The sequence below is a fragment of the Afifella sp. JA880 genome (assembly GCF_025379905.1).
Lineage (GTDB): Bacteria > Pseudomonadota > Alphaproteobacteria > Rhizobiales > Afifellaceae > Afifella > Afifella aestuarii.
On record NZ_JAOANH010000004.1, the window covers coordinates 1 to 16,651 of the forward strand.

The window sequence follows — 16,651 nt, forward strand, 5'->3', positions numbered from 1 at the left end:
AAGAGAGGGGCCGACCGTGACGGATTGCTGCGGATCGGCCTTTCACGCTCGAAGGTTGCTCGGTTGCGCTTGCGCCGGCAGCTGCATCTGTGTAGTTCCAGCGCAGGCGAGTCGGCCGCCATGGTCGCTCAAGAGAATTTCGTTCCGGCAAATCGCATTTCCGCGGTGATGCCGGATGAAGGGGTGTAGCTCAGCTGGTAGAGCACCGGTCTCCAAAACCGGTGGTCGGGGGTTCGAATCCCTCCGCCCCTGCCAGATTACAGACGGGATCGCGATCCACTCTTAAGGGAGCCTTAATGAGGGGGTTGCGTCGACGGATGAAACTGACTAACTAGAAGGTTCGGAGGCGCGCGGTCAGGGTGATCGCGCGCCTTTGAGTTCGGCGGCATGGCGAAAACCAATCCTTTTCAATTCCTACAGCAGACGCGGACCGAAGTCGGCAAGGTCACCTGGCCAACTCGGCGCGAGACGCTGATCACAACCGTGATGGTCTTCGTCATGGTATTTCTGGCGGCGATTTTCTTTTTCGTCGCGGACCAGATTATGAGCTGGGGCGTCGGGTTGCTGCTCGGCGCCGCCGGCTGAGCCCGCAAGGCAGAGATTGATGGCGAAACGCTGGTATATCGTCCACGCCTACTCGAATTTTGAGAGCAAGGTCGCTGAGTCCATTCGCGAAAAAGCGGAGGCGGCGGGGCTCGATCATCTGATCGATGAGATCCTGGTTCCGAAGGAGAAGGTCGTCGAGGTGCGTCGTGGCCGCAAGGTCGACGCAGAGCGCAAGTTTTTTCCGGGCTATGTGCTCGTTAAGATGGATATGACCGACGAGGCGTTCCATCTCATCAAGAATACGCCGAAAGTGACCGGCTTTCTTGGTGCCGACAACAAGCCCACACCGATCCCTGATTCGGAAGCCGAGCGCATCATGGCGCAGGTGCAGGAGGGCGTCGATCGTCCGAAGCCTTCGGTCAATTTCGAGATTGGCGAGAGAATTCGCGTTGCCGACGGACCTTTCGCGTCCTTCGAGGGCAATGTCGAGGAGGTCGACGAGGAGAGGGCGCGCGTCAAGGTGGCGGTGTCGATCTTCGGTCGCTCGACCCCTGTTGAGCTGGAATACGGGCAGGTCGAAAAGCTCTGACCCGAATGGCTGCCGGTCCGTGCGATCCGGCGGTCGAGCGGAAGGCTTCGGTCTTCCAGTTGAAGCGTGGAAGGCCGGGACGGTGGCCACAGCGTCCCATCAAGGTCGGACCACGCGTCGCGCCGCGCCGCCGGGGTCTGTCTCCGGGCGGCACATAACGGAGTGAAAGATGGCAAAGAAGATTACAGGGTACCTGAAGCTGCAGGTACCGGCGGGTGCGGCCAATCCGTCTCCGCCAATCGGGCCGGCGCTGGGTCAGCGCGGTCTGAACATTATGCAGTTCTGCAAGGATTTCAACGCCGCTTCTCAGGAAATGGAGAAGGGCTCTCCGGTGCCGGTGGTGATCACCATCTTCGCCGACAAATCCTTCACCTTCGCGATGAAGACGCCGCCGGTGTCGTACTTCCTGAAGAAGGCTGCCAAGGTCCAGAAGGGCTCCAAGGCGCCGGGCAAGGATGGTGCTGGCAAGGTGTCACGCGATCAGGTTCGCGAGATCGCCGAGCAGAAAATGAAGGATCTCAACGCTGCCGACGTCGAGGCGGCGATGCGTATGGTCGAGGGCTCCGCGCGCTCGATGGGCCTGGAAGTGGTGGGCTGACGTCATGGCGAAAGTAGCAAAGCGTATGCAGTCGATCTCGGAAGGCATCGATCGCGAAAAGCTCTACGCCGCCGATGAGGCGGTTCGCATGGTCAAAGAGCGCGCCAAGGCGAAGTTCGACGAGACTGTCGAGGTGGCGTTCAACCTCGGCGTCGATCCACGTCACGCCGACCAGATGGTTCGCGGCGTCGTCTCGCTGCCGAACGGTACGGGCCGCACGGTCCGGGTCGCCGTCTTCGCTCGCGGCGAAAAGGCGGACGATGCGCAAAAGGCCGGTGCCGACGTCGTCGGGGCGGAAGACCTTGTAGAGCAGGTTCAGAATGGCCAAATCAACTTCGATCGGGTCATCGCCACGCCGGACATGATGCCGCTCGTCGGTCGTCTCGGTAAGATTCTCGGGCCGCGCGGCATGATGCCGAACCCGAAGGTCGGAAGCGTGACCATGGACGTTGCCAAGGCCGTCAAGGACGCCAAGGGCGGGTCGGTGGAGTTCCGCGTCGAGAAGGCGGGTATCGTTCACGCCGGCATTGGGAAGGCCTCGTTCAGCGAGGAGGCGCTCGTCGAAAACCTCCGCGCGTTCACCGAGGCAGTCAACCGCGCCAAGCCGAGCGGTGCCAAGGGGTCGTACCTTCAGCGCGTGACGATCGCGTCGACGCAGGGACCTGGTGTCAAAATCGACGTCAGCTCGCTTTCTGCGAGCTGAGTAGAAATTCCAGCCGGAGCGATCCGGCCGGAAAGGCCGCCGGCAAGCCGGCGGCCGACCTGTCCGAGACTGCAGGTGAGGAATTTTGTCCTCTTAAGCCCGAGTGTCACGAAGGGCCTGCATGAGACGGTGATGGGCCGAATTCGCCGAAAGGCAGTCGGTTCGAACCTCAGCCCCCGGGTTTCCGGGGCCCGCGCCTTCCGTCGCGAAGGCAGGGGGACAGGCGTTCACCGCCGCCCTCTCCGCAAGGAGTGGCCCGCAAGGGCGGGGCGGCAGAAGCGAAGCCGTCTCCCTGTCAAAAGGTGGGGAGGCAGATGAGGAAGAGGCAGTGGATAGAGCGCAGAAAAGCGAAATGGTCGACAGCCTCAACGGCGTGTTTTCGGACACGGGCGTTGTGGTCGTTGCCCACTATTCCGGCCTGACCGTCGCCGACATGACCGACCTTCGTGGTCGCATGCGCGCTGCGGGCGGGAGCCTCAAGGTGGTCAAGAACCGCCTCGTCAAGCTCGCTCTGAAGGGCACGGACGCCGAGCATATCAGCGATCTGTTCCAGGGTCCGACGGTCATCGCCTATTCAGATGATCCCGTCGCTGCTCCCAAAGTCGCCGCAGACTTCGCCAAGGCGAAGGAGAAGTTCGTCATTCTCGGCGGCGCCATGGGTGCAACCAACCTGGACAAGGACGGAGTGGAGGCACTTGCCAAGCTTCCGTCGCTGGATGAGCTGCGTGCCAAGCTGGTCGGCATGATCAACACACCTGCCACCCGCCTTGCGGGTGTCACGCAGGCGCCGGCCGGACAGCTTGCCCGGGTTTTCGGAGCGTACGCGAAAAAGGACGAGGCGGCTTGAGGCTGACCTTGAAGAGACCAATCCGGTTCGAACCGACAAGGAACTGAGTAAATGGCTGATCTTGCTAAGATTGTGGACGATCTGTCCAACCTGACCGTGCTGGAGGCCGCTGAGCTCTCCAAGATGCTGGAAGAGAAGTGGGGCGTCTCCGCCGCTGCTCCGGTTGCCGTTGCGGCTGCCGGTGGCGCTGCCGGTGGCGAGGCTGCCGCGGAAGAGGAAAAGGATGAGTTCGACGTCATCCTCGCCTCTGCCGGCGACAAGAAGATCAACGTCATCAAGGAAGTCCGCGCCATCACCGGCCTTGGACTGAAAGAGGCGAAGGATCTCGTCGAAGGCGCTCCGAAGCCGGTCAAGGAAGCGGCCTCCAAGGCCGAGGCCGAAGAGATCAAGAAGAAGCTCGAAGAAGCCGGCGCTACCGTCGAGCTCAAGTAAGCTTCTGTTGGCGCACAGAGTTTTGTGCGTTTGAGATTGGGCGGTCCCGCATAAACGCGGGGCCGCCCGCAGGCTTTCTCGATGGTCGCCCGTCATGGCGACCCTCCAGACAGCCGTCAACATCCGCTCCGAGCGAGGACGAGGACCATCCATGGCGAACACTGCCGTTCAGACCGCAAGCTTTTCCGGCCGCCGCCGCATCCGCAAGTTCTTCGGTCACATCACCGAAGCGGCCGAGATGCCGAACCTGATCGAGGTGCAGAAATCCTCCTACGATCAGTTTCTCATGGTGGAAGAGCCAGAGGGCGGCCGCGGCGACGAAGGCATTCAGGCCGTCTTCAAGTCCGTTTTCCCGATCACGGACTTCTCCGGCCAGGCGATGCTGGAGTTTGTGCGCTACGAATTCGAGCCGCCGAAATACGATACCGACGAATGCCGGCAGCGTGACATAACTTACGCCGCGCCGCTCAAGGTGACGCTGCGGCTGATCGTCTTCGATGTGGACGAGGATACGGGTGCGAAGTCCGTCAAGGACATCAAAGAGCAGGACGTCTATATGGGCGACATGCCGCTGATGACGGACAACGGCACGTTCATCATCAACGGCACCGAGCGCGTCATCGTTTCTCAGATGCATCGCTCGCCGGGCGTCTTCTTCGACCACGACAAGGGCAAGACGCACTCCTCGGGCAAGCTTTTGTTTGCCGCCCGCATCATTCCGTATCGCGGCTCCTGGCTCGACATCGAGTTCGACGCCAAGGACGTGGTGCATGCGCGCATCGACCGCCGCCGCAAGATTCCGGTCACGTCGCTTTTGATGGCGCTCGGGATGGACGGCGAGGAAATCCTCTCGACCTTCTACGACATCGTGACGGCGACACGCGGCGACAACGGCTGGATCGTTCCCTTCGATCCGGAAAAGCTGCGTGGGACGAAGGCGAGCGAAGACTATGTCGACGCGGCGAGCGGCGAGGTCGTCGTCGAGGCCGGCAAGAAGATCACCGCCCGTCTGACCCGTCAGCTGGTTGAAAAGGGCGTCAAGTCGCTGGTCGTCTCCGACGAGCAGGTTCTCGGCCGTTTCCTCGGCGAGGACATCGTCAACTTCGAGACGGGCGAGATCTATGCGGAGGCCGGCGACGAGGTCTCCGAGAAGATGCTCGATCAGCTTCGCGAGCTCAACCGCAACGAGATCGCGCTTCTCGAGATCGATCACGTCAATGTCGGCGCTTATATGCGCAACACGCTGGCGGCCGATAAGAACGAGAGCCGCGAAGACGCGCTGTTCGACATCTATCGTGTGATGCGCCCGGGCGAGCCGCCGACGATCGAGACGGCAGAGGCGATGTTCCAGTCGCTGTTCTTCGATCCGGAGCGCTATGACCTCTCTGCGGTCGGCCGCGTGAAGATGAACATGCGCCTCGACCTTCAGACCGAGGACACGATGCGGGTCCTGCGCAAGGAGGATATCCTTGCGGTCATCCGCATGCTCCTCGACCTGCGTGACGGTCGCGGCGAGATCGACGACATCGACAATCTCGGCAACCGCCGCGTGCGGTCGGTCGGCGAGCTGATGGAAAATCAGTACCGCGTCGGCCTTCTGCGCATGGAGCGCGCGATCAAGGAGCGCATGTCGTCGGTCGAGATCGACACGGTGATGCCGCAGGATCTGATCAACGCCAAGCCGGCGGCTGCCGCGGTGCGCGAGTTCTTCGGATCTTCGCAGCTGTCGCAGTTCATGGACCAGACCAATCCGCTGTCGGAAATCACCCATAAGCGGCGCCTGTCGGCGCTTGGCCCGGGTGGTCTGACGCGTGAGCGGGCCGGCTTCGAAGTGCGCGATGTGCATCCGACCCATTACGGCCGCATCTGCCCGATCGAGACGCCGGAAGGCCCGAATATCGGCCTCATCAACTCGCTCGCCACTTTTGCGCGCGTCAACAAATACGGCTTCATCGAAAGCCCGTATCGGCGCATCGTCGAAGGCAAGGTGACGGACGAGGTCGTGTATCTCTCGGCCATGGAAGAGGCGAAGTACACGGTCGCCCAGGCGAATGCTCAGCTCGACGAAGAGGGACGGTTCGCCAACGAGCTCGTCACCTGCCGTCACAGCGGCGATGTCTCGATGGTGTCGCGCGACAAGGTCGACCTCATGGACGTGTCGCCGAAGCAGCTCGTTTCGGTGGCCGCGGCGCTCATTCCGTTCCTGGAAAACGATGACGCCAACCGCGCGCTCATGGGATCGAACATGCAGCGGCAGGCCGTGCCTCTGGTGCGTGCCGAAGCGCCGCTCGTCGGCACCGGCATGGAGCCGATCGTGGCGCGCGATTCCGGTGCAGCGATTACGGCAAGGCGGACCGGCGTCGTCGATCAGGTCGATGCCACGCGTATCGTCATTCGGGCCACGGAAGAGATCGACACCTCAAAGTCTGGTGTCGACATCTACCGGCTGCAGAAGTTCCAGCGGTCCAACCAGAACACCTGCATCACGCAGCGTCCGCTGGTGCGGGTCGGCGAGCAGGTGCGCAAGGGCGAAGTGATTGCTGACGGTCCGTCGACGGATATCGGTGATCTCGCGCTCGGCCGGAACGTGCTCGTCGCGTTCATGCCGTGGAACGGCTACAACTTCGAGGATTCCATCCTCCTGTCGGAGCGGATCGTTCGCGACGACGTCTTCACCTCGATCCATATCGAGGAATTCGAGGTGATGGCGCGGGACACGAAGCTCGGTCCGGAAGAGATCACGCGCGATATTCCGAATGTTTCGGAAGAGGCGCTTCGCAATCTCGACGAGGCGGGCATCGTCTATATCGGTGCGGAAGTGCAGCCGGGCGACATTCTGGTCGGCAAGATCACGCCGAAGGGCGAAAGCCCGATCACGCCGGAAGAGAAGCTTCTGCGCGCGATCTTCGGCGAGAAGGCCTCGGATGTGCGGGACACCTCGCTCCGCATGCCGCCAGGAACCTACGGCACCATCGTGGAAGTGCGCGTCTTCAACCGCCACGGCGTGGAGAAGGACGAGCGCGCGATGGCGATCGAGCGCGAAGAGATCGAGCGCCTTGCCAAGGACCGCGACGACGAGCAGTCGATCCTCGACCGCAACATCTACGGCCGTCTGGCCGACATGCTGCGCGGCGAGGCGGGTGCCGCCGGACCGAAGGGCTTCAAGAAGGGCACTGAAATCACCGACGAGGTGATGGCAGAATATCCCCGCTCGCAGTGGTGGCTGTTTGCCGTCGGCGACGACAAGAAGATGTCGGACATCGAGGGCCTGAAGCAGCAGTACGACGAGAGCCGCAAGCGTCTGGAAAATCGCTTCATCGACAAGGTCGAGAAGCTGCAGCGCGGTGACGAGCTGCCTCCTGGCGTCATGAAGATGGTCAAGGTCTTCGTCGCTGTGAAGCGCAAGATCCAGCCTGGCGACAAGATGGCCGGCCGGCATGGCAACAAGGGTGTCGTGTCGAAGATCGTGCCGGTCGAGGACATGCCGTTCCTGGCAGACGGGACGCATGCCGATATCGTGCTCAATCCGCTCGGCGTGCCGAGCCGCATGAATGTCGGACAGATTCTCGAAACGCATCTCGGCTGGGCTTGCGCCAATCTCGGCAAGCAGATCGGCGAGCTCGTGGAAGCCTACCGCAAGAGCGGCGACGTGCAGCCTTTGCGCTCACATCTGTCGGGCATCTACGACGACAACGACAAGAACGAGAAGATCTCGTCGTTCGACGATGAATCGGTCGTGCGTCTCGGTCATCAGCTCACCTCCGGTGTGCCGATTGCGACCCCGGTCTTCGACGGTGCCAAAGAGGCCGATATCGACGAGCTTCTGGAGAAGGCGGGTCTCAACCGCTCGGGCCAGGCGCAGCTCTTCGACGGCAAAACGGGCGAGCCGTTCGATCGTAACGTCACTGTCGGCTACATCTACATGCTGAAGCTGCACCATCTCGTCGACGACAAGATCCATGCGCGGTCCATCGGTCCGTACTCGCTCGTCACCCAGCAGCCGCTGGGCGGTAAGGCGCAGTTCGGCGGACAGCGTTTCGGCGAAATGGAGGTCTGGGCCCTGGAAGCTTACGGCGCGGCCTATACCTTGCAAGAGATGCTGACGGTGAAATCGGACGACGTCGCGGGCCGTACCAAGGTCTACGAAGCGATCGTCAGAGGCGACGATACCTTCGAAGCGGGTATCCCGGAGAGCTTCAACGTTCTCGTCAAAGAGATGCGTTCGCTCGGCCTCAGCGTCGATCTGGAAGATTCCGAGAAGATGCGTTCTCTGCCACAGAGTTACGACAAGGATGCCGCAGAATAGTGCGGCATCCCATTGCCTCGACCAGACTAACCCAGCCGCTTCCCCCGGCGGCGCGGCGTCGCTTGGTGCGGCGCGAGGAACATTGGCAAGGAGAATGACCCTATGAACCAAGAGGTCATGAACATCTTCAGCCCGCAGGCGCAGCAGCAGACGTTCGATCAGATTCGAATTTCTCTCGCGAGCCCTGAGAAGATTCTGTCTTGGTCTTACGGCGAGATCAAAAAGCCGGAAACCATCAACTACCGGACGTTCAAGCCTGAACGCGACGGTCTGTTCTGCGCGCGCATCTTTGGCCCGATCAAGGACTATGAGTGCCTGTGCGGCAAGTACAAGCGGATGAAGTATAAGGGCATCATCTGCGAAAAGTGCGGTGTGGAAGTCACCCTTGCGCGCGTTCGGCGCGAGCGCATGGGCCATATCGAGCTCGCCGCTCCGGTTGCGCATATCTGGTTCTTGAAGTCGCTGCCGTCGCGCATCGCTCTCATGCTCGACATGACGCTGAAGGACATCGAGCGGGTCCTTTATTTCGAGAACTACATCGTCGTGGAGCCGGGCATCACGCCGCTCCAGGAGAAGCAGCTGCTCTCCGAAGACGAGTATCTCGAGGCGCAGGATCAGTACGGCGCCGATAGTTTCACCGCCATGATCGGTGCGGAAGCCGTGCGCGAGCTGTTGATGGCGATCGATCTTGAGACGGAGGCCGTGCGCCTGCGCCAGGAGATCGCCGAAGCGACGACGGAGCTGAAGCCGAAGAAGCTTGCCAAGCGCCTCAAGGTCATTGAGGCCTTCACGGCCTCCGGCAACCGTCCGGAATGGATGGTGATGACGGTCGTTCCGGTCATTCCGCCGGATCTGCGTCCGCTCGTACCGCTCGATGGCGGTCGTTTCGCGACGTCGGATCTCAACGATCTCTATCGCCGCGTCATCAACCGCAACAACCGCCTGAAGCGCCTCATCGAGCTGCGTGCGCCGGACATCATCATCCGCAACGAAAAGCGGATGCTGCAGGAATCCGTCGACGCGCTGTTCGACAACGGCCGTCGCGGCCGCGTCATCACGGGCACCAACAAGCGCCCGCTGAAGTCGCTCTCCGACATGCTGAAGGGCAAGCAGGGCCGTTTCCGGCAGAACCTTCTCGGCAAGCGCGTCGACTATTCCGGCCGTTCGGTCATCGTGGTCGGCCCGGAGATGAAGCTGCATCAATGCGGCCTTCCGAAGAAGATGGCGCTCGAGCTGTTCAAGCCGTTCATCTATTCGCGCCTCGACGCCAAGGGCTATTCGGCCACGGTGAAACAGGCGAAGAAGCTGGTGGAGAAGGAGAAGCCGGAGGTCTGGGATATCCTCGACGAGGTCATCCGCGAGCATCCGGTTATGCTCAACCGGGCGCCGACCTTGCACCGCCTCGGCATTCAGGCTTTCGAGCCGGTGCTGGTGGAAGGCAAGGCGATCCAGCTGCATCCGCTCGTCTGCGCAGCCTTCAATGCCGACTTCGACGGCGACCAGATGGCGGTCCACGTGCCGCTGTCGCTGGAAGCACAGCTCGAAGCCCGCGTTCTGATGATGTCGACCAACAACATTCTGCACCCGGCGAATGGTCAGCCGATCATTGTGCCGTCGCAGGATATCGTTCTCGGTCTCTATTATCTCTCGGTGATGCAGGACAACGAGCCGGGCGAGGGGATGCTGTTCGGCTCGATCAACGAGCTGCATCATGCGCTTGAGGTCGGTGCGGTGACGCTGCACACGAAGATCAAGGGTCGCTACAAGGGGATCGGCCCCGATGGCGAGCCTAACTCGAAGATCTACGAGACAACGCCTGGGCGTATGTTGATCGGCGAGCTTCTTCCGAAGCATCCCGCCATCCCGTTCGACATCTGCAACAAGCTGATGACGAAGAAGGAGATCAGCCGGACGATCGATACGGTCTACCGGCATACGGGCCAGAAAGAGACCGTGATCTTCTGCGACCGGATGATGCAGCTCGGCTTCCGTCAGGCGGCCCGCGCGGGCATTTCGTTCGGCAAGGACGACATGGTCATTCCGGAGGCGAAGACGGCGCTCGTCGAAGAGACGCGTCAGCTCGCGGCCGAATATGAGCAGCAGTACAATGACGGCCTGATCACTCAGGGCGAGAAGTACAACAAGGTCGTCGACGCCTGGGCGAAGTGCACCGACAAGGTCGCCGACGAGATGATGAAGAAGATCCAGGCGGTCGAGTTCGACGACGAGACCGGGCGCCAGAAGCAGGTCAACTCCATCTACATGATGTCGCATTCCGGTGCGCGTGGCTCTCCTGCTCAGATGAAGCAGCTGGCGGGCATGCGTGGCCTGATGGCCAAGCCGTCCGGCGAGATCATCGAGAGCCCGATCATCTCCAACTTCAAGGAAGGCCTGTCGGTTCTGGAGTACTTCAACTCCACGCACGGTGCCCGAAAGGGGCTGGCCGACACCGCTTTGAAGACGGCGAACTCGGGTTATCTCACGCGCCGTCTCGTCGACGTGGCCCAGGACTGCATCATCACCGAGACCGATTGCGGCTCGGAGAATGGCCTCACCATGCAGGCGATTGTCGATGCGGGCCAGGTTGTCGCGACGATCGGCCAGCGCGTCCTTGGGCGCACGGCAGCCGAAGACGTGACGGACTCGGCCACGGGCGAGATCATCGTGCCGAAGGGCGAGCTCATCGAAGAGCGGCATGTGGAAGCGATCGAGGCGGCCGGCGTGCAGTCCGTGCTCATTCGTTCGGTTCTCACCTGCGAGACCAAATACGGCGTCTGCGGCAAGTGCTACGGCCGCGATCTGGCTCGCGGTACTCCGGTCAATATGGGCGAGGCCGTCGGTGTCATCGCGGCGCAGTCGATTGGCGAGCCGGGAACGCAGCTCACCATGCGGACCTTCCACATCGGTGGTACCGCGCAGGTGGTCGACCAGTCGTTCCTGGAATCGACGTTCGAGGGCACGGTCGAAATCCGCAACCGTTCTGTGGTGCGCAATTCCGAAGGCCGGCTCATCGCCATGGGCCGCAACATGCAGGTCGCCATTCTCGATGAGAAGGGCAAGGAGCGGTCGAGCCACCGCGTCCCGTACGGCGCCAAGCTGTTCGTGGACGAGGGCGACACGATCAAGCGGGGGCAGCGGATTGCCGAATGGGATCCGTATACCCGCCCGATCGTGACGGAAGTCGGCGGCAAGGTGTCGTTTGAGGATATGGTCGAAGGCGCCTCTGTGACGGAGACAGCCGACGAATCGACCGGCATCACCAAGCGCGTCGTCATCGACTGGCGGGCGAGCCCGCGTGGGGCTAATCTGAAGCCTGCTCTCGTCGTCTTCGATGCGAACGGCGAGCCGGCGAAGCTCGAGCGCGGCGGCGACGCCCGCTACCAGCTCTCGGTCGATGCCATTCTCTCGGTGGAGCCGGGAGACGAGGTGGCACCGGGCGATGTGCTGGCACGTATTCCGCTTGAAAGTGCCAAGACGCGCGACATCACCGGCGGTCTGCCGCGGGTGGCGGAGCTCTTCGAAGCGCGGCGTCCGAAGGATCACGCCATTATTGCCGAGCAGGCAGGTATGGTCCGCTTCGGCCGCGATTATAAGAACAAGCGGCGTATCGTGATCGAGCCTGTCGATGGCGAAGGCGAGCCGGTGGAATATCTGATCCCGAAGGGACGGCCGTTCCATCTGCAGGAAGGCGACGTGATCGAGAAGGGCGACTTCATTCTCGATGGTCTGCCGGCCCCGCACGACATCCTGGCGATCAAGGGCGTGGAAGAGCTTGCGGCTTACCTCGTCAACGAGATCCAGGAGGTCTACCGACTGCAGGGCGTGTTGATCAACGACAAGCACATCGAGGTGATCGTTCGCCAGATGCTGCAGAAGGTCGAGATCACCGAGCAGGGCGACAGCGACCTCATCTCGGGCGAGCAGGTCGACCGTATCGAGCTCGATGCGATCAATGCGCGTCTCCACGAAGAGGGCAAGCGGACCGCCGAAGGCGTGCCGGTGCTGCTGGGTATCACCAAGGCGAGCCTGCAGACCCGCTCGTTCATCTCCGCGGCCTCCTTCCAGGAGACCACTCGAGTGCTCACCGATGCTGCCGTCAACGGCAAGATCGATACACTCGAAGGCCTCAAGGAGAACGTCATCGTCGGCCGCCTCATTCCGGCTGGAACTGGTGGCGCGATTGCGCGGCTGCGCGCGATCGCTCAGCGGCGGGACGAGCTCATCGCCGAGGACGAGCGCAAGCGGGCGGAGATCTCCGCCAAGGCCGCTCTGGTCGATCTGAGCGGCGGCGAGGGAGCCCCGGTCGACGCGGCCGAATAGCCCTTCGAAGGGTCTCTGTTGAGTTTGAAAGCCCCGGCCGAGCGCCGGGGCTTTCGCGTTATACGGCCGCGTCGGGGCGCCGGAGACGCGACCTCTGTGGCCGGGCGAACACAGGCCCCGGCGAACTGTGGACCATTTACTTCCTCGACATTTTCTCGCGTGAAAATCGCTTGTGCAGGCCGACGATTCCTTTAGAGCAGCGCGGCCGGCGAAGAACCGCCGCAAGGCTCACAAGATCAGTCTCTGGGGAATGAACCTTTTCGGCCGCCCGCCGTTAACGGGGCCGAGGGGAACCAGAACTCAACGGAACAGGATAAATGGCCGGACACCTTGTCAAACGCACCCTGCTGTTTTTCGGGTTGACGTTCGGGTACGCGACGATTGCAGCGATCCCGTACCTCAACTGAGGCAGATTTTCAGTTCAACAAAAGGGCCGGCCGTAGCGCCGGCCTTTTTTTTAGTCGACGGTATCTGTTGCGCGCGGCGAATCGGATCGCCCGGTGGCGAGAGGTCCCGGCGATTCGTTTTCCGTGAATTTCGGGCCTCGCAGCTCTTGTGGGAGCGATTCTCCTTCGATTAGAATCGCATACGGCCGCCTTTTGGAGGCGATCGGCGAACATTTCGCCCTGCTGCGATAGATCCTGTGGCCAAGTCGGCGCCAAAGCGAGCCTTGAATCGTCGATTCCGGGCCCTGACGCCGCAAACGTTAAGAAAACCCGGGCCTCGGGGTTGACGCGAACCCTACCACTGGCTAGATGAGCACCACCCAAGGGGCAGGCGGTAAGCCAAGCCCTGTTTCGTGCGTCCATTGCGCGAGACTACAAGGCTTAAACGCTGCCCGGGTTTGAATGCGATACGAGTTTTGGATCACGATTGCGGTCTCCCGCAATCCTCTGTTTCGAGCGCTGCAACCTTCTAAAGGTGATGCGGCGCGATTCGTGTCGTGTTCGTGAGGGATTCGATAGAACGGAAGCCGGACATATTAATGCCGACGATCAACCAGCTCATCCGCAAGCCGCGTCACGACAAGCCGCGGCGTAACAAGGTGCCGGCGCTCGAGGCCAATCCGCAGAAGCGCGGTGTGTGCACGCGCGTCTACACGACGACGCCGAAGAAGCCGAACTCCGCGCTGCGTAAGGTTGCCAAGGTGCGCCTCACCAACGGCTACGAAGTCGTCGGCTATATCCCGGGCGAGGGCCATAATCTTCAGGAGCACTCCGTGGTGATGATCCGCGGCGGGCGCGTGAAGGACCTTCCGGGTGTTCGCTATCACATTCTGCGCGGCGTTCTCGATACGCAGGGCGTCAAAGACCGTCGCCAGCGTCGTTCGAAGTACGGCGCCAAGCGGCCGAAGTAAGGAGAGGGGCGATGTCGCGACGCCGTCGTGCAGACAAGCGGGAAATCAATCCCGATCCGAAGTATGGGGATCGGGTGATCTCCAAGTTCATGAACTCCGTGATGTATCACGGTAAGAAGTCGGCCGCTGAATCGATCGTCTATGGGGCGCTCGAGAGTGTGGAAGGCCGGATGCGCCAGGATCCTGTCGCCGTCTTCCATCAGGCGCTCGACAACGTCATGCCACATGTGGAAGTGCGCTCCCGCCGTGTCGGTGGTGCGACGTACCAGGTGCCGGTCGAAGTCCGGGTGGATCGCCGTCAGGCGCTGGCCATTCGCTGGCTGATCACGGCCGCCCGCGGCCGTAACGAGCGGACCATGAAGGAGCGCCTTTCCGGCGAGCTCATGGACGCTGCCAACAACCGCGGAAATGCGGTGAAGAAGCGCGAAGATACGCACCGCATGGCGGAAGCGAACCGCGCCTTCTCGCATTACCGCTGGTAACCGAAAGAAACGGGGCCCCACATGCCACGCGACTATAAGATCGAGGACTACCGCAATTTCGGCATCATGGCGCACATTGATGCCGGAAAGACCACGACGACGGAGCGGATCCTCTTCTACACCGGCAAGAGCCATAAGATGGGCGAGGTCCATGAGGGCGCCGCCACCATGGACTGGATGGAGCAGGAGCAGGAGCGGGGCATCACGATCACGTCGGCTGCGACGACCACCTTCTGGGCGGGTCGCGACGGCAAGAAGCGGCGCCTCAACATCATCGACACGCCGGGCCATGTCGACTTCACGATTGAAGTCGAGCGCTCGCTGCGTGTGCTCGACGGTGCGATTGCTCTTCTCGACGCCAATGCCGGCGTCGAGCCGCAGACCGAGACGGTTTGGCGCCAGGCGGACAAGTACAAAGTTCCGCGCATGATCTTCGTCAACAAGATGGATAAGATCGGCGCCGACTTTTACCGCTGCGTGGAGATGATCGAGGATCGTCTTGGTGCTCAGCCGCTGGTTCTTCAGCTGCCGGTCGGTGCGGAAAGCGACTTCAAGGGCGTCGTCGATCTCATCGAGATGAACGCTCGCCTCTGGCGCGACGAGACGCTCGGAGCACAGTGGGACGACGTGGAGATCCCTGAGGATCTTCGCGATCGGGCCGAAGAGTGGCGCGAGAAGCTCATCGAGACCGTTGTCGAGCTCGACGATACCGTCATGGAAGCCTATCTCGAAGGCAACATGCCGGACAACGACACGATCCGCCGGCTCGTCCGCAAGGGCACCTGCGCCGTGCAGTTCTTCCCGATCCTTGCCGGCTCGGCTTTCAAGAACAAAGGCGTTCAGCTTCTGCTCGACGCGGTCGTCGACTATCTGCCGAGCCCGGTCGAAGTGCACGCCATCCGCGGCATCGACCCGAAGAACGGCGAAGAGGTCAAGCGCGTCTCCTCGGACGACGAGCCGCTCTCGATGCTCGCGTTCAAGATCATGAACGACCCGTTCGTCGGCTCTCTGACCTTCGCTCGCATCTATTCGGGCAAGCTCGAATCGGGTGCCAGCCTGATGAACACGGTGAAGGAGAAGCGCGAGCGCATCGGTCGTATGCTTCTCATGCACTCCAACAACCGTGAAGAGATCAAGGAAGCGTTCGCTGGCGACATCGTCGCTCTCGTCGGTCTTAAGGACACGACGACGGGTGATACGCTCTGCGACCCGGTGAAGCCGGTCATCCTGGAGCGGATGGAATTCCCGGATCCGGTCATCGAGATCGCGATCGAGCCGAATTCCAAGGCCGACCAGGAGAAGATGGGCCTCGCCCTCAACCGCCTGGCGCAGGAGGATCCGTCCTTCCGCGTGAAGACGGACGAGGAATCCGGTCAGACGATCATCGCCGGCATGGGCGAGCTTCATCTCGACATTCTCGTCGACCGCATGAAGCGTGAGTTCAAGGTCGCGGCGAATGTCGGTCAGCCGCAGGTGGCGTATCGCGAGACGATCACGCAGGCTGCCGAGATCGACTACACGCATAAGAAGCAGAGCGGCGGTTCGGGCCAGTTCGCCCGCGTCAAGATCGTGTTCGAGCCGCAGGAGTCCGGTGCAGGCTTCGCGTTCGAATCCAAGATCGTCGGCGGCAACGTGCCGAAGGAATACATTCCGGGCGTCCAGAAGGGCCTGGAAAGCGTCCTTGGCAATGGTGTGCTGGCTGGCTTCCCGATGGTCGACCTCAAGGCGACGCTCCTCGACGGTGCGTACCATGACGTTGACTCCTCGGTGCTCGCCTTCGAAATCGCGGCCCGTGCCGCGTTCCGCGAAGGTGCCCAGAAGGCCAAGCCGGTTCTTCTCGAGCCGGTCATGAAGGTCGAGGTGGTGACGCCGGAGGATTACACCGGTTCTGTGATCGGTGATCTCAATTCCCGGCGTGGGCAGGTGCAGGGTCAGGAGATGCGGGGCAATGCCACTGTCATCAACGCCATGGTGCCGCTTGCCAACATGTTTGGTTACGTCAACACGCTGCGCTCGATGAGCCAGGGGCGTGCCCAGTACACCATGCAGTTCGACCACTACTCGCCGGTGCCGAGCCAGGTCGCCCAGGAAATTCAATCGAAATACGCCTGATTTCTTCAGAAACAGGTTGAGAAGTCAGACGGAGAGAGCTGATGGCAAAAGAGAAATTTTCGCGCACGAAGCCGCATGCGAACATCGGGACGATCGGTCACGTCGACCATGGCAAGACGACGCTGACGGCGGCGATCACGAAGTTCTTCGGCGAGTATCGGGCTTACGACCAGATTGATGCGGCGCCGGAAGAGAAGGCGCGCGGCATCACGATCTCGACGGCACATGTCGAATACGAGACGGAAAACCGTCACTACGCACATGTCGACTGCCCGGGCCACGCCGACTATGTGAAGAACATGATCACGGGCGCGGCGCAGATGGACGGCGCGATCCTGGTTGTGTCGGCGGCCGACGGG

The 16,651-nt window shown here is 61.7% G+C and carries 13 protein-coding genes and 1 tRNA gene; all 14 read left to right on the forward strand.

Annotation, left to right across the window (positions count from 1 at the left end):
* The coding region (locus NYQ83_RS17615) for a hypothetical protein (RefSeq protein WP_261216252.1) at positions 1–189 on the forward strand (189 nt) is incomplete at its 5' end.
* Positions 180–255: transfer RNA gene (locus NYQ83_RS17620), tRNA-Trp, on the forward strand. The genes NYQ83_RS17615 and NYQ83_RS17620, both read left to right, overlap by 10 nt.
* A gap of 132 nt (positions 256–387) precedes the next feature.
* Positions 388–585 carry a preprotein translocase subunit SecE gene (gene secE / locus NYQ83_RS17625; protein WP_092816647.1) on the forward strand — a complete coding sequence of 66 codons (198 nt, stop codon included), beginning with the start codon at positions 388–390 and terminating at the stop codon, positions 583–585.
* 19 nt (positions 586–604) lie between these two features.
* Entirely contained in the window at positions 605–1,135 is a 531-nt protein-coding gene (gene nusG, locus NYQ83_RS17630; protein ID WP_128293446.1) for a transcription termination/antitermination protein NusG, read from the forward strand.
* Between the two features lie 169 nt (positions 1,136–1,304).
* The gene (gene rplK, locus NYQ83_RS17635) at positions 1,305–1,733 is read left to right on the forward strand and encodes a 50S ribosomal protein L11 (protein ID WP_092816651.1); all 429 of its coding nucleotides are present in this window, start codon (positions 1,305–1,307) and stop codon (positions 1,731–1,733) included.
* Between the two features lie 4 nt (positions 1,734–1,737).
* The gene (rplA, locus tag NYQ83_RS17640) at positions 1,738–2,436 is read left to right on the forward strand and encodes a 50S ribosomal protein L1 (RefSeq protein WP_234628252.1); all 699 of its coding nucleotides are present in this window, start codon (positions 1,738–1,740) and stop codon (positions 2,434–2,436) included.
* A 328-nt stretch (positions 2,437–2,764) separates the two neighbouring features.
* The gene (rplJ, locus tag NYQ83_RS17645; protein WP_128293441.1) at positions 2,765–3,283 is read left to right on the forward strand and encodes a 50S ribosomal protein L10; all 519 of its coding nucleotides are present in this window, start codon (positions 2,765–2,767) and stop codon (positions 3,281–3,283) included.
* A 51-nt stretch (positions 3,284–3,334) separates the two neighbouring features.
* The gene (gene rplL, locus NYQ83_RS17650; protein WP_092816657.1) at positions 3,335–3,715 is read left to right on the forward strand and encodes a 50S ribosomal protein L7/L12; all 381 of its coding nucleotides are present in this window, start codon (positions 3,335–3,337) and stop codon (positions 3,713–3,715) included.
* A 151-nt stretch (positions 3,716–3,866) separates the two neighbouring features.
* Positions 3,867–8,021: a DNA-directed RNA polymerase subunit beta gene (rpoB, locus tag NYQ83_RS17655; protein ID WP_261216258.1), complete on the forward strand. Its 4,155-nt coding sequence runs from the start codon at positions 3,867–3,869 to the stop codon at positions 8,019–8,021.
* Positions 8,022–8,123: 102 nt separating this feature from the next.
* On the forward strand, positions 8,124–12,341 hold the full coding sequence (rpoC, locus tag NYQ83_RS17660; RefSeq protein WP_261216260.1) for a DNA-directed RNA polymerase subunit beta': 4,218 nt from the start codon (positions 8,124–8,126) through the stop codon (positions 12,339–12,341).
* Positions 12,342–13,326: 985 nt separating this feature from the next.
* Positions 13,327–13,698, forward strand: coding sequence for a 30S ribosomal protein S12 (rpsL, locus tag NYQ83_RS17665; RefSeq protein WP_026381892.1), 372 nt, complete (start codon positions 13,327–13,329; stop codon positions 13,696–13,698).
* Positions 13,699–13,709: 11 nt separating this feature from the next.
* Positions 13,710–14,180: a 30S ribosomal protein S7 gene (gene rpsG / locus NYQ83_RS17670; protein ID WP_092816690.1), complete on the forward strand. Its 471-nt coding sequence runs from the start codon at positions 13,710–13,712 to the stop codon at positions 14,178–14,180.
* A 21-nt stretch (positions 14,181–14,201) separates the two neighbouring features.
* On the forward strand, positions 14,202–16,292 hold the full coding sequence (gene fusA, locus NYQ83_RS17675) for an elongation factor G (protein WP_128293434.1): 2,091 nt from the start codon (positions 14,202–14,204) through the stop codon (positions 16,290–16,292).
* A 41-nt stretch (positions 16,293–16,333) separates the two neighbouring features.
* Positions 16,334–16,651 (forward strand): GTP-binding protein (locus tag NYQ83_RS17680; RefSeq protein ID WP_261214013.1); only part of this gene is annotated, 318 nt, incomplete at its 3' end.